15 protein-coding genes and 1 other RNA gene are annotated in these 12,920 nt (G+C 60.0%); 15 read left to right on the forward strand and 1 reads right to left on the reverse strand.

The window, feature by feature from the left end:
* The 15 genes from gp17 to B3P22_RS10880 all read left to right on the forward strand — a co-directional run.
* Positions 1-195: tail completion protein gp17 (gene gp17 / locus B3P22_RS10810; protein ID WP_296270984.1), on the forward strand; the 195-nt coding region annotated here is incomplete at its 5' end.
* Positions 196-292: 97 nt separating this feature from the next.
* Entirely contained in the window at positions 293-760 is a 468-nt protein-coding gene (locus B3P22_RS10815) for a phage tail tube protein (protein ID WP_296270985.1), read from the forward strand.
* A 58-nt stretch (positions 761-818) separates the two neighbouring features.
* Positions 819-1,175, forward strand: a complete 357-nt coding sequence (locus B3P22_RS10820; protein WP_296270986.1) for a hypothetical protein — start codon at positions 819-821, stop codon at positions 1,173-1,175.
* Between the two features lie 23 nt (positions 1,176-1,198).
* On the forward strand, positions 1,199-1,432 hold the full coding sequence (locus B3P22_RS10825) for a hypothetical protein (RefSeq protein WP_296270987.1): 234 nt from the start codon (positions 1,199-1,201) through the stop codon (positions 1,430-1,432).
* Between the two features lie 201 nt (positions 1,433-1,633).
* The gene (locus tag B3P22_RS10830; protein ID WP_296270988.1) at positions 1,634-2,038 is read left to right on the forward strand and encodes a hypothetical protein; all 405 of its coding nucleotides are present in this window, start codon (positions 1,634-1,636) and stop codon (positions 2,036-2,038) included.
* Between the two features lie 119 nt (positions 2,039-2,157).
* On the forward strand, positions 2,158-2,547 hold the full coding sequence (locus tag B3P22_RS10835; RefSeq protein WP_296270989.1) for a hypothetical protein: 390 nt from the start codon (positions 2,158-2,160) through the stop codon (positions 2,545-2,547).
* Between the two features lie 94 nt (positions 2,548-2,641).
* Positions 2,642-7,375, forward strand: a complete 4,734-nt coding sequence (locus B3P22_RS10840; protein ID WP_296270990.1) for a tape measure protein — start codon at positions 2,642-2,644, stop codon at positions 7,373-7,375.
* Entirely contained in the window at positions 7,372-8,289 is a 918-nt protein-coding gene (locus tag B3P22_RS10845) for a hypothetical protein (protein WP_296270991.1), read from the forward strand. The genes B3P22_RS10840 and B3P22_RS10845 overlap by 4 nt, the downstream gene beginning before the upstream one ends.
* On the forward strand, positions 8,289-9,077 hold the full coding sequence (locus B3P22_RS10850; RefSeq protein ID WP_296270992.1) for a hypothetical protein: 789 nt from the start codon (positions 8,289-8,291) through the stop codon (positions 9,075-9,077). The genes B3P22_RS10845 and B3P22_RS10850 overlap by 1 nt, the downstream gene beginning before the upstream one ends.
* Positions 9,074-9,724, forward strand: a complete 651-nt coding sequence (locus B3P22_RS10855; RefSeq protein WP_296270993.1) for a hypothetical protein — start codon at positions 9,074-9,076, stop codon at positions 9,722-9,724. The genes B3P22_RS10850 and B3P22_RS10855 overlap by 4 nt, the downstream gene beginning before the upstream one ends.
* Positions 9,721-10,221 (forward strand): DUF4376 domain-containing protein, encoded by a 501-nt coding sequence (locus B3P22_RS10860; RefSeq protein ID WP_296270994.1) that lies wholly within the window; start codon positions 9,721-9,723, stop codon positions 10,219-10,221. Before B3P22_RS10855 ends, B3P22_RS10860 begins: the two co-directional genes overlap by 4 nt.
* A gap of 296 nt (positions 10,222-10,517) precedes the next feature.
* A complete protein-coding gene (locus B3P22_RS10865) occupies positions 10,518-10,874 on the forward strand; it encodes a DUF1353 domain-containing protein (protein WP_296270995.1) in 357 nt (118 codons plus the stop codon).
* A gap of 260 nt (positions 10,875-11,134) precedes the next feature.
* The gene (locus B3P22_RS10870; protein ID WP_296270996.1) at positions 11,135-11,689 is read left to right on the forward strand and encodes a glycoside hydrolase family 108 protein; all 555 of its coding nucleotides are present in this window, start codon (positions 11,135-11,137) and stop codon (positions 11,687-11,689) included.
* Entirely contained in the window at positions 11,686-12,090 is a 405-nt protein-coding gene (locus B3P22_RS10875) for a hypothetical protein (RefSeq protein ID WP_296270997.1), read from the forward strand. The genes B3P22_RS10870 and B3P22_RS10875 overlap by 4 nt, the downstream gene beginning before the upstream one ends.
* Entirely contained in the window at positions 12,087-12,353 is a 267-nt protein-coding gene (locus B3P22_RS10880; RefSeq protein WP_296270998.1) for a hypothetical protein, read from the forward strand. Before B3P22_RS10875 ends, B3P22_RS10880 begins: the two co-directional genes overlap by 4 nt.
* A gap of 121 nt (positions 12,354-12,474) precedes the next feature.
* Here B3P22_RS10880 and ssrA read toward each other — a convergent pair.
* Positions 12,475-12,831, reverse strand: a transfer-messenger RNA (tmRNA) gene (gene ssrA / locus B3P22_RS10885).
* Positions 12,832-12,920 lie beyond the last annotated feature (89 nt).

Raw genomic sequence — 12,920 nt, forward strand, 5'->3', positions numbered from 1 at the left:
GGGAGCGATTACCCCGGCCACGCCGAGGTCAAGCGCCTGAATGCCGCGATCGAAACCTCGCTCGATGGCCGTCCGCTGACGCTCGCCGACGGTCCCGCGTTCGATGTCCGCGTGGAGCGCATGAGCACTAACCGAGATGCCGACGGGCTGACCTACCATGGCAGCGTAACCGTTCGAGTGATGACCCAGCAATAAGCCCCAGAGCAACGAGAGAGCCCGCCTTGTGCGGGCTTTTTCATGCCCGCAAGAAACCCAACGCCGCGCTGCGGCATACGAAACGAGGATTTACCGAATGGCAATTAACACCGCAGCCGGTACCCGAGTATCCATCGGACCGCGCCTTTCCGCTGATCTGCCCGATACCGAAGAGGCCGCGATTACGCTGCTCTCGGGCATCATCTACATCGAAATCGGCGAGCTCGAGAACATCGGCGACTACGGCGACGAAGTGGGCGACGTGACCTTCGCGGCCCTGTCCGACTCTCGCACGCGCCACCTGAAAGGTCTGGCAGACGCCGGCACCGTTGAACTGACCATCGGCTTCGACGCATCGGACGCCGGTCAGCTGGCCTTGGTAGCCGCTCAGAAGGACCGTTCGCAGTACGACTACCCGATCAAGGTTGAGTACGTCGACGGCTTGGTCGACTACTTCGCGGCGAAGGTCATGAGCTCCCGCAAGGCTCCAGGCGGCGCAGAAGACGTGGTTCGCCGCAACGTCACCGTTGGCATCAACTCCGAAATCTACGAAGTCCTGCCGTAAGCCACCCCCCCCCAAGCGCCGTCACCAGGCGGCGCTGCCCCCTTCGAGGAAACAATCCATGACCAGCAAAACCCTTTACGGCTCCATCAGCGTGACTGTTGGCGAGACTGAATACGAACTTGAGCCGACCCTGCATGCAGTGCGCATGATCGAGCAGCGCTTCGGCGGCCTCCTGCCCACCCTGGAGGCCTTGCGCGGCATGAACGTCGACGCAGTCAGTCACGTCATCGTTGCCGGTGCCAGCCTGTCCACCAAGGAAGCGCGCGACGTTCCGGAGGCAGTATTCGCCGCTGGTGTGGCCGATGTCACAGCCCAGGTCGTCCCGTTCGTGGTGGCACTGCTGAACCCCGCTGATGCGAAGGGCGAGGAAGAGTCGGGAAACACAAAAAAGACCAAGGCAAAGACAGTGCCGTAAAAGATGGTAGCTATGTCGACTACATGTTCGGACTGGCCACCGGCTGGCTGGGCTGGGAGCCGCGTGTAGCGTGGAGCACGCCGATTCCTGAGCTGCTGCTGGCCTACGAGGCGAAGATCAAATTTATCCAGGCGACGAACCCGTTTGGATCTGGCGAGAAGAAATCGAAAGAGGCGATCGCCAAAGATGCGCGCATTGGCTTCAGAGCAGCGGCCATGAGCAGGAAGGCCGCGATGGAAGCTTGCGCGGCGGCTTGATGACGCACATGTGCGGGTGGCGCGGGTGTGAGGCTTTCAGGCAAGCCTCAGCCTTTAACTGAAATCAACTGAGGACTTACTATGGGCATTCTGATATCAAGACGCGGAGTGCTAAAAGTGACCGAATTTTCAGATCTTCGAGCAGCGTACGGCAAATTCCGAGCTGCTCGAGACTCGTACTGGGACGATCTAGGAACAAAAGTGAAGATCATCTCCAGCGGCTTCAGCCAATACCTGACGCCGGACCAGCCTTATTACATTGATCGGGACGGCTCGAAGAAGCCATATGTGCAGATAGGTAAGACGGAACTTGGAAGCTTCGAGGCGGTTAGGAATGCTGACCAGCTGGAGGATCAGGACTACGGCTTAGAATTTGCCTTAGCGGTTGTAGTGGATGAAGATCCTGATTCCCTTCCCAAGGAAAGGTTTGCCGTAGAGATCAATGTACGGAAAACAGAAGGGCGCTATGAGTTCAAGCTTAGAACGTCGGTGGGCAAGCGAATAGTCAAGATTCCAGAATCCTTTGGTGAGGCCGAGCAGGCAGACCTGTATGAAGCGATTTTGGGTGAGCTTATCAAGGTTTTGAACCCTGCCAGGTTTGCCTAACCTTTTCGCCGAGGCCCCTCCCAGCGAGGGGCTTTCTGTATCTGCTCCGCCTATCACGGTATTAAGCATCCCCTCTGGCCTTTTGCTACAGTTCGGCCTTTCTAAGGGAGGGGGTAGTGATGAAAAGAAGCGGCAAAACCGGTTGGTTCACGTGGCTGGTGACGATAGCTTTCATTGCCTTCGGAATAGCATTTTGCGTGTCTGACAAGAGCCCGCCAGTCGCTGGCAACACCGCCAAAGATGAAAAGTCTGCTCAGCGCGACGCCGAGCTTGCCGAAGCCAGGAAGCAGCGCCAGGGGCAAGAGCGGATCAGAGCGCAGTTGCGTGATGAAGGATCAGCAGAATTCCGCAATGCCAAAGGCTACTGTGGCGAGGTGAATGCGAAGAATGCCTATGGCGCGTCTGCGGGATTTGTCAGGTACGTAGCGCCAAATGACCACATGTCCCTCATTGAGGGGCAGGCACCGCAGGACATCTTCGACGAGACCTGGAACGCCGCATGTAAATAATCAAGCGAACGATCATAGCGAACCCGCCTAGCGCGGGTTTTTTTACGCCTCTAACCCGGCCATGCGCCGGGTTTTTGCTGTCCGGAGAAAAGCAATGGCGCAAGAAGTTAACGGGCTTCTCATCCAGATTGAAGCCACGACAGCCCAGATGAGACGCCAACTGGCGCAGGGCGAGAGCGCCATTAGCGGCTTCACCAAGAAGATGGACGGACGGATGAAGTCCGTCGATGCGGCCTTTGACCGCGCCGGGAAAAGCGCACAGTCGGCCATGAACATCATGCGCAGCGCGATAGCAATTGCTGCAGGTGCAGGCGCGCTGGGCTCGGTCATCAAGCAGGCCGACGCCTATGGCCAGATGGCCAGCCGGATCAAGATGGTGACAGCTGACACGGCTGAGTACTACGCCGTGCAGAAGCGCCTGATGGAAATCAGTGACCGCACGTACAAGCCGATCCAGGAGCAGCAAGAGCTATTCATTCGCAGCTCTAAGGCGATGAAAGAGCTTGGGTACTCCACAGCCGAAACGATCGACTTCATCGACAGCGCATCAAGCTCGCTGACTATCAATGCTGCTAACGCAGACAGCGGTCGCCGAGCTATCGACGCGCTGTCGAAAAGCATGGTTACCGGCGTCGTCCGAGGCGATGAGTGGAAAGCCGTTTTAGACACCATGCCGACAGCGGTCTCCGATATCGCCAAGCACCTAGGCATAACCGAGACAGCCGTCAAGCAGATGGCGAGCTCGGGCAAGCTGTCCATGGACACTTTCGTCAAGGCCATGATCGGTGCGCGTGAAGCAAACGCGCAACTGGCAGAGCAAATGCCAACCACCGTTGGCGATGCGATGACCCGGTTGGGTAATCACTTTGCTTCCGTAGTGGGAGAGATCAACGAGGCCCAGGGTGCGACTGCGGGCTTCGCAGAGATGATCAATGGCCTGAGCGACACGCTCGCAGATGGTGAGTTTGTAGCCGGCGCCATTGAGGGATTCACCAACTGGACTTCTGCGGTCAGCGTGATCTCTGGCGAGATATCAGCGCTTAGTGATCAGGTAAACCAGTTTACCGGCGACATGACCGGCAGCTCGTTCTCCATTGGCGAGGCTTTCTCGCAAATGCCGGTAAACCTGCGCGCTGCGGTTCAGATCGCAGTTGTCGAGATTGCCCACTTCATCGACGGCGTGGTCAACAAAGCTGAAGCTGCTGGGGCGTATCTCAGAGCACTGCCGAGCGGTCTGGATGCAGCATCGCAAGCCTACGACAGCGTCCGCGCTCAGATGCAGGCGAACGACAGCGCCCGCGACGATAGCATTCAGGTCATATTGGCAGAGCGTGACGCCCTGCTCGCTACCGGCAAGGCTGCTGGCGAGGCTTATCTAGCGCAGCACAACGCCAACACCAAGATCAGCACCGAGCGCACTGCGGCTGTTAAGCAGCTCACTGAGGAAGAGCGGAAAGCAGCTGATCAAGCTGCAAAGGCAGCGAAGAAGCGCGCTGACGCCCAGATCAAAGCCATCGACGACCTGATCGCCCGTTACGATCCGGCCGCTCGCGCCCAGGCTCAGTACGAAAAATCCGTCGCGCTCGCTGACAAAGCCCTGCGCGACGGCACATACACCACCGAGCAATACCAGAAGGTCATCCAGGGCCTGTACGCCGACCTGAATAAGTCGATCTGGGACAAGCACAACAAGGACGCGGACGAAGCGGCTGCGGCGATCAAGCGTATCGATGACGCGATGGAATCGGTGCGCGACCGCCTGGACCCGGTGCGCGCTGCGACCAAGCGCCTGACTGCCGAGAAACAGGCGCTCAAGGACGCGTTGGATAATAACCTGCTGTCTTTCGAGGAGTACGGCCTGCGTCTCCGCCAACTCGATTCTGAGTACGAGCAAAACACCCGCGCCACGACCCAGTGGACGCAATGGACCGAGTCCTCCCTTGAGCGCGTCGATTCGGCCTTTGCCGACGCCTGGCGAAACATCGGTGACGGGTTCAGCTCGTTCCGGGACAGCCTCACCAACGCATTCAAGCAGATGCTCGCCGAGCTGGCACACATGGCCATCACTAAGCCGATCATCATGCAGATCGGCGCGGCGATGGGCATCGGGGGCGGCACCCAGGGCAACAACGGCATTTGGGGCTCGCTGCTCGGCGGTCGCTCGGCATCGGGCGCCTCTGGCGGCATTGGTGGCGCGTTGCAGGCTGCAAATCAGGCGCACAGCCTTTACAGCATGTATGGATCTGCGCAGAGCCTGTTGCCGATCCTGCAAGGTGGCTATGCAAGCGGCGGCATGGGCGGGGCGCTTGGTGGCGTAGGCAGCTACCTGGGCGGCTTTATTGGGGGCTCTGGAGCTGCTGCGTCGTCGGCCGCTGGCAGCGTTGCATCGGGCTACACCGGCTCAGCATACGCAAGCTGGGCAGCAGGCCAAGGCACTGGGGCTGTGGGTGGTGGAATGTTCTCGGGCCTGGGCGGCATGGCTTCTGCCTGGCCTCTGGCCGTGCTCGCCGGCATTTGGCAATCGGGCAAGCTCTATGACCAGGGCGTTCGCCCATCTGCTAGCGACATGTGGGCCAGCACTCAGGGCAATGCGCTAGGCAAGATCGGCAACGTCGCGCCAACGCTCATGAGCGGGTTTTACAAGGGACTGGATTCGATTCTTGAACCGGTTGTGGGCGGCAAGCTTGCTGCAATGATCACCGGTTCTACGTTTCATCAGGCGCTGTGGGGGGGCATCAATAAGAAGCTTTTCGGCGGAGCTTGGCAAACTAAGGACTACGGAATCGGCCTCGGTATTGATGACGGCATGCTTGACGCTGGAGGGTTCGAATACCGCAAGAAAAAGGGCGGACTGTTCAGCAGCAGCAAGAAGAAAACGATCTGGCGCGACCTTGACCCAGAGGTTCAGGCTGCGCTTGATGAAACCTATGCGGCGACTGCCGACGGCGTTTTCTCCCTTTTCGAGAGCCTGAGCTACACGATTGAAGATAATGCGCTTGCCGGACTGAACATGGCGCGCAAGCAAATCAGTACGCAAGGCAAAACCGAGGAAGAAATTCAGGAAGCAATCGGCAAATGGTTCGGCAAGGTCGCCGACTCGATGACCGCTGAGCTGCAATCGGTGTTCGGCACGGGCCTAGACTACGATTTCGCCGGCATGCAGGCGTTCGTCGCCAACCTGCAGGGCGTCAATGAAGTGCTGCGTTACCTCGACGTTGGCATGTACGACGCGAGCGTGGCTGGCGGGAAGCTTGCTGAGGCACTGTCCGCGGCGGCTGGTGGGTTGGATGCGCTGGCAGCGAACTCCGCTACCTACTACGACGCTTTTTTCAGCGCCGAGGAAAAGACCGCCGACACCATCGACTCCATCAAGCGGGCTTTCGAGTCTGCAAACGTGGAGTTGGCGGCGTCTCGCGAAGCCTACCGCGCGATGGTCGAAGATATCGACCTGACCACCGAGGCCGGGCAGCAGATGTTCGCCACGCTGATGGCGCTGAGCGGCCAGGCGGCGCAGTATTTCAGCATCGTTGAGCAGCAGGCTGCGCAAGCTGCGGCTGCTCAGGCGCAATTGCTGGTGGGCAACGTCAACTCAGCCTATGGACAGCTGCAGCGATCAATCGCGGTGGAGCGGGACCGCCTGACGCGCAATTATCATGAAGCAGTCAAACAGCAGCAGGCAGCGAGCCAAGCGCAGGCCGCTGCGGCGACTGCGAGAGCCGGCTCGCTTGCTGACATGGTCGCCACATCTCAGTCGGTTGTGCAGAGCCTGCACTCTCTCGATAAAGCACTGGGTTCGGCGCTGGATAGGCTGCTTGGCAACAACGCTGAGTACGTTGAGTCACAGCGCTCTGCAGCGGTGCAACTGCTCAACGTTGCGTTGACGGCTGGCCGGTCTGGCAAATCTATCGCTGGTTTCGAGGGGCTGGAAGATGCGCTGGCTAAGGCGTCCGAACTGGACCCGGCGCTTTACGGTTCTTTCAATGATTTCCAGCGTGAGCAGGGGCGCACCGCCAATCTGATCTCTGAGCTGCAGGGCATCAACGGCAAACAACTGACAGCCGGAGAGAAGTTGCTCGAGCAACTACAGGCCAACGCCCGCTCTGCACAGGCTTCTGCATCGGCGCTCAGTTCGGGTATCAGCGGCGTGTCGTCTCAGCTACAGCAAGAGTATGACGCAGCCATTGCCGCGCTGGACGAAGAGCTTGCCGCCGCTCAGTCGCAGATCGATGCGCTCAACGGGATCGACAACTCGGTACTGACCGTCGCTGCCGCTGTTGCTCAGATGTCCGCCGCCGTAACGGCCGCGATCAACGCACAGGCCGGAACTACCGGCAACTCGGCGATGATTGATCAGCTGTACAAGTCGATCCTGGGTAGCGGGGCCGATTCTGAGGGCCAGAGGCATTGGCAAGAGGCGCTCGCTAACGGTCAGACATACACCGATCTTGTGCGGGCGCTGAAGCTAGCTGCCGGCGCGGCCGCCTATGACCCTGCATCGGACGCTAAATCCATTGAGCGGCAGATTGAGCGCCTCAAATGGCAGGCCGCGACCGGCGTGCCGGCGTTTGCAACTGGCGGCATGCACAGTGGCGGACTGCGTCTGGTCGGCGAGAACGGGCCGGAGCTGGAGGTAACCGGGCCTTCTCGCATCTACAGCGCTGCTGATACGGCGGCAATGTTGAAGGGTGGCGGCGAGAACGCGGCAGAGATGCGTGCAATGCGCAAGGAACTCGCTGACCTCAAGGGCTACCTCTACCAGATCACCAAAAACACCGGGCGCACGTCCGAATCGCTGCGCAACATCGAAGAGGGAGCGGTGCTGGCATGAGAGCAGTAAAACCCGTTCAGATTGACCCTCTGAAACTGATCAGCACGAACGTGCCGCTGGACGATGCGCCCGAATGGGTTGCGTCCCAGGTCGGCACGGCAGGCCAGCAGGTGATTTACCAGCGGATGGTCTATGAACTGCTACTCGCCGGGGATTGGGGGGCAACACCGCCCGGTCAGGGCAACACTGCAGTGCCACGCTGGCTGCTGATCGGCTGGGCTAATCGCTGGAAGATGTTCAACAAGAAGTCGGGGAACAAGTGGCTGATCGGCCAGGCCACTGAAAACCCCGAGTCAGTGGACGTGACAGTGCGGCCGGGGACAGTCGTGAACTCGATTGGCTTGGTCGGAGTGAGCGCCACTAGCGTTCAGGTCATCATGACTGTGCCGGGTCAGGGCGAGGTCTACAACCGCACGTTCAACATGATCATGCGCGAGCCGGTGCGCAACTGGTATCAGCACTGGTTCAACCCGTTCACGGTGCAGACCAACATCGCCACCTTTGACCTGCCGGCCTATGGCAATGCCGATGTCCGGGTGATTGCCAACTATCCGAATGGCACTGCTCGAATCGGGACGCTCGTGATCGGCGCGATGCGCGACCTGGGCGTCGCAGTCTACGGATCGGGCCTGAGCTACGTCAGCTACTCGCGCACAGTGGAAGACGACTTCGGCAACGTGACCATCATTTCGCGAGGATCGCGCCGAACGAATGAGTTCGATGTGCAGGTTGAGACCGACGCCATGAGTGGCGTGGTGCGCTTTCTCGACAGTGTTCGTGATGAGCCGACGCTATTCGTTGGCGCTGCGCACATCGAAGCAACCATTGCGCTCGGCTGGCTGAAAAGCTACCCGGTGGTCATCTCGAATCCAGCATTTTCAACCATGAACCTAGAAGTCAGGAGCCTGGAGTAATGGCGATCCCAACTCTTAATCCCTTGCCGGTGCCGCCGACCCAGGCGACTCCGGAGCAGGATTGGCCGGACATGGCTGACGCCACGGTCACGGCAGAATACAACCTCGTTCTGCAGCTGAATGCCGAGACCATCCCCGGCATCAACAGCGCTGTCGAGAGCATAAACAGTGCTGCTCTTGAGTCGGGGCAGAACGCCCAGGCTGCGCAGACTTCAGCAGGCGAAGCGAGCAACCACAAGCAAGCGGCCCAAGAATCAGCTGAGGCAGCCGCGACCAGCGAAGGAAATGCTTCGGCCAGTGCCGGAGTGGCTTCGGGTGCGGCGACGGCGGCCGGACAGGCTCGCGATCAAGCAGAGCAGTTTCGAGGAGAGAGCGAGGGGTTCCGGGATGAGGCCAGGCAGTTCAGGGACGAGGCTCAGGCCATCGTTATCGGAGATGCGATCGACGACACCGCGATCAACGGAACGCAGGTGCGCAGCTCCCTCAACGACTCAATTGGTAACTTTCGCAATGTGGCAGTGAATGCCGACGCCGCTATCGGCCCGCTCGACTTCGCGCAGATCACCGCAACGGCTGCGGCCGTTACGGTCACGCTGCCGGCCGATCCGCTGGAAGGGCAACTGTTCATGATCGGCAACCTGACGGCACGGCGTGACCATCGAATTGCTGTCGGCGCGATCCCGGTAAAGGGCCAGGCTTCGGGCGGATTTATCTTGATCGACAAGCCAAATATCACCATCACCCTCAAATACACGGGCCCCACCTACGGCTTGGAGGTAATGCAATGATCAATTTGAGCTCGTTGCTCGGCGGCGGTCTGGTTCTGAAGCGCCAACTGATCACCGCGAACATGACTTGGCAGCGCCCGGCCCGCATGGCCGGCAACACGGTCTTCTTGACCGGTATCGGTGGTGGTGCGTCTGGACGTAGCACCTCAGGCACTCCGTCTGCAATTTTCGGCGGTGATGGCGGGCAGTACGCGATCAAACTGCCCATCGATATCGGCGAAACAACGTCGGTGCCCGTGACAATCGGCGTGGGAGGGGCTCCGTCAGTAGTAGGTGGTCAGCCGAATCACGGTACTCCTACGTCTTTCGGCGCGCTCCTAACTCTGCTGGGGGGCGTCAATCGTGGCACTACTGGCGGGCCGATGCCACTGGGTGCTCCTGGCGGTCGGGGCGACAATCTTTCGACGATGAACGGTGCCGATACCCCTCTAGGTTACGGCGGTCGCGTAATTGCAAACATAACCTCATCGCTGGGCTGTGGGGGCGGTGGCTTAATATTGGACGCAACTATGGTGGGTGGCGGCCTCAGCAATAACAACGTGACCCCGGCGCAAGGTTACGGTGCGGGCGGCTCCGGTAGTGCTATTGCGACTTCCGGCGCGGGCGCACCTGGCGCACTTCTGGTTGAATGGATGGAGTTCGCATGATGAAGTTCGCACTGATCGTCGCCGGCATCGTCCACAGCACGCCCGAGTATGCGGAGCGCCCAGAATTCGCACCAAACATCGTTCTGATTGAGTTGCCGGAAGGCAGTCCTGTTCAAGCCGGCTGGCTGCACCTAGGCGACGAGGATTTCTCTGAGCCTGAGCCCATGGCAGTCGATTGGCCTGCGCTGATCGCTGCTCGCCGATATCAGGCTGAGATAGCTGGTATCGATATCGAGGGCATGCACGTCGACACCGACGACCGCAGCAAGCTGCTGATTAACGGCGCGGCGCTGGAGGCCATGCTGGATCCTGATTACGTGATGCAGTGGAAAACGCCGGCAGGGTTCGTTGAGCTGGGCGCCGACCAGGTGCTAGCTGTTGCTCGGGCGGTGCGCGCGCACGTGCAGTCTTGTTTCGACCGCGAGGCCGAACTGCTGGCCGCATTGAGCGAGGGAATAATTGAGGTCGAGATGCTGGAAGAGGGATGGCCGAGCTAGCCGGAAAGCCCGGCTAGCCCGACAGGCGGTCGACAGTCTTGTGAACTATCTCACACCATTGGGTACGAACCTGTGTGGTTAGGACGACCCTTTAGTTACGTGTTGATTTGGGTCGGCCTCTCTCCATGATTGGCCGCCTTTTTTTTGCATCGCGTTTCGCACGATAGCGCAATGACAACAGACTGCCATCACCGCGCAAATTCTCTGACCGGGTCGTGCCCAAGTAGTTCTAGCTTATTTTTATGACGTTCGTATGCCCGCCGATGAGCGGGCATTTTGCTTTATGGAGAGGGGGAATGAACAGATACGTGCAATCGCTGCAGGTAGAACTGCAGCCCGACCGAGAAACATGGCGCCTACTGGCGCCATTTTCGTATTTGGCGCCTGGGCATGGGCTGATCACGGTTCCGGCCGGGTTCGAAACTGACTTCGCTTCGGTGCCACGCTGGCCGCTAACGTTCGCGCTGCTGGGAAGCTATGGCCATGCAGCGGCCGTCATCCATGACTGGCTTTATACGTCCGGCGCGCTGAGCCGCGCCGATGCCGACCAGGTGTTTCATGAGGCGCTGCGCTCGAGCGGGATCGCGCGCTGGCGAGCCTGGCTGATGTGGGGCGGCGTGCGGATTGGCGGGGCAGGCCGCTACATGCGCTAGGGTTGCTCCAGTTGGGCGGATAGTGGCAGACTGTAATCACTGCCGCAGGATGCGGCCTAGACCGGAACGGACTCTGTGAAAACTGCCCTCATGCTCTGCGCCGCCGCTCTCGCTCTCGCGTACCTCATGGTCGGCACGATCGACTCCATCGCCCCTGGCTGGCATCCGCTGCTGATGTAGGGGCGGAAAGCGCCTATCAACATTACTGAGTTCCCCTTCATGCCCGCCGCGCGCGGGCTTTTTTGTGCCTGGAGAAAATCATGAACCCAGCAATCACAAGGATCATCGCCGAGGTGATCCGGGCCGAGGGCGGCTACAGCAATAACCCGCACGACCGTGGCGGCGAGACGATGTATGGCATCACCGTCGCAGTTGCTCGAGCAAACGACTACCAGGGCGACATGCGCGAAATGCCGCGCAGCGTAGCAGAGTCCATCTACCTCAAGCGCTACGTGACTGAACCGAGGTTCGACCAGGTGGTGGCTGTAAACGCCAGTATCGGGCTGGAGGTGATCGACACTGGCGTAAACATGGGGCCTTCGCGGGCAGCCGAGTATCTGCAGCGCTGGCTCAATGGTTTCAATTTGCCGGATAGCGGCTATCAGGATCTGTTCGTCGATGGGCGCCTGGGCTTGCTGAGCATCGATGCCCTCAAACGCTTCCTGGCCAAGCGCGGCCGCGAGGGTGAGAGCGTGCTGCTGCGCGGCCTGAACTCGACCCAGGGCAACCGCTATCTGGAGTTGACCGAAGCTAACCGCACCCAGCGAACATTCCTGTATGGCTGGGTGAAAGAGCGCGTGCAGGTGCCGGCGTGAACTGGCTTTCAGTGGTGCCGACCTGGGCCTGGTGCGCGCTCGCTCTGGCTGTTGAAGCCGGTGGGCAGCAGATTCGCATCAACAGCCTGCAGGGCGATCTGAGCGCCGAGCGTGACGCGCGCATCGATGACGCCGGCAAGCTTGGAGCTTGTCGCAACACACGCACGAACTTGCTCGGCCAGGTGATCGAGCAGAACGGCGCGCTGGCCGCCCTGCGCGCGGCTGAGCTGGAGCGCGGCACTCATGCGCGCGAGGTGCAGCAGCAGGCCGAGGGCGAGGCGCAACTGGCAGACCGTCAGGCTCTGGCAGTGATGCAAGAGCGCACGCCGGCCGGAGCCGACGCCTGCGCAGCTGCCTCGGCAGCTTTCGACGATGAACTGAAACGGGAGCGTGGGCTATGAGGGGAGTGCTGATTGTCCTGGCTCTGCTGCTGGCTGGTTGCGCTGGCCATGTGGCAGAACCACCCGAGCCTCAGTTGGTGCGCGTCGAGGTGCCGGTGCAGGTGCCGTGCAAGACCGAGCGCGTTCAGCGCCCTGCGTTCGCGGTCGACTCGCTGCCCATCGGCGCCTCGATTGCCGAGCAGATGCGCGCGCTGCGCGCCGAACGGCTGCAGCGGAAAGGGTACGAGAAGCGGCTAGAAGCAGCGGTCGAAGCTTGCCAATAGCCAACGCTCCGGCGTGTGGAAATGCTGTCATTAAGCTGGCATAACCCAGCCAATCAAGCCCAATCAGGCACAAAAAAGGCACTATAGCTATTCGCTAAGTGCCTGATTTGTAAAGGATGTATGGTGGAGCCGGGGGGATTTGAACCCCCGTCCGCCAGCTCTCCGCTATTGGTTCTACATGCTTAGCCATCTCTATTGAGTTAACTCCGCGCCGCCCGAGTGGCAGGGTGCTTGGAGCGAGCTGCATGAGTTTTAGCCGTTACGTCTGCAGCGAACTTGGCGGCGATCCTGTTCTATATGACTGACCAGATCTTCGGGTTTACAGGCATCCCCTAGGGTCAGCTGGCGCCCTTAGGCGGCCAGAGCGTAGTTGTCGTCGTTGGCAACTATGAAATTGTGGCAGCGGATTTACGAGAACTGTCACCTACTCGGCATGCCCCTCAAGTTTCGCTACCGGCGTCGAATCCTAATCGGCCCCAAAACTTTCGTGGTTACAGCTAGGACGCGGAGTCTACGCCAAAGGTTCCTCAGCGTCGACTGCGGATTCCGTCTCGGGAAGCTATGATG

This window comes from Pseudomonas sp. UBA6323 (assembly GCF_002439135.1).
Taxonomy (GTDB): domain Bacteria; phylum Pseudomonadota; class Gammaproteobacteria; order Pseudomonadales; family Pseudomonadaceae; genus Aquipseudomonas.

Coding starts and splice junctions, on each gene's coding strand:
- B3P22_RS10815 (WP_296270985.1), top strand. CDS start 293: ATGGCAATTAACACCGCAGCCGGTACCCGAGTATCCATCGGACCGCGC.
- B3P22_RS10820 (WP_296270986.1), top strand. CDS start 819: ATGACCAGCAAAACCCTTTACGGCTCCATCAGCGTGACTGTTGGCGAG.
- B3P22_RS10825 (WP_296270987.1), top strand. CDS start 1,199: ATGTTCGGACTGGCCACCGGCTGGCTGGGCTGGGAGCCGCGTGTAGCG.
- B3P22_RS10835 (WP_296270989.1), top strand. CDS start 2,158: ATGAAAAGAAGCGGCAAAACCGGTTGGTTCACGTGGCTGGTGACGATA.
- B3P22_RS10840 (WP_296270990.1), top strand. CDS start 2,642: ATGGCGCAAGAAGTTAACGGGCTTCTCATCCAGATTGAAGCCACGACA.
- B3P22_RS10845 (WP_296270991.1), top strand. CDS start 7,372: ATGAGAGCAGTAAAACCCGTTCAGATTGACCCTCTGAAACTGATCAGC.
- B3P22_RS10850 (WP_296270992.1), top strand. CDS start 8,289: ATGGCGATCCCAACTCTTAATCCCTTGCCGGTGCCGCCGACCCAGGCG.
- B3P22_RS10855 (WP_296270993.1), top strand. CDS start 9,074: ATGATCAATTTGAGCTCGTTGCTCGGCGGCGGTCTGGTTCTGAAGCGC.
- B3P22_RS10860 (WP_296270994.1), top strand. CDS start 9,721: ATGATGAAGTTCGCACTGATCGTCGCCGGCATCGTCCACAGCACGCCC.
- B3P22_RS10865 (WP_296270995.1), top strand. CDS start 10,518: ATGAACAGATACGTGCAATCGCTGCAGGTAGAACTGCAGCCCGACCGA.
- B3P22_RS10870 (WP_296270996.1), top strand. CDS start 11,135: ATGAACCCAGCAATCACAAGGATCATCGCCGAGGTGATCCGGGCCGAG.
- B3P22_RS10880 (WP_296270998.1), top strand. CDS start 12,087: ATGAGGGGAGTGCTGATTGTCCTGGCTCTGCTGCTGGCTGGTTGCGCT.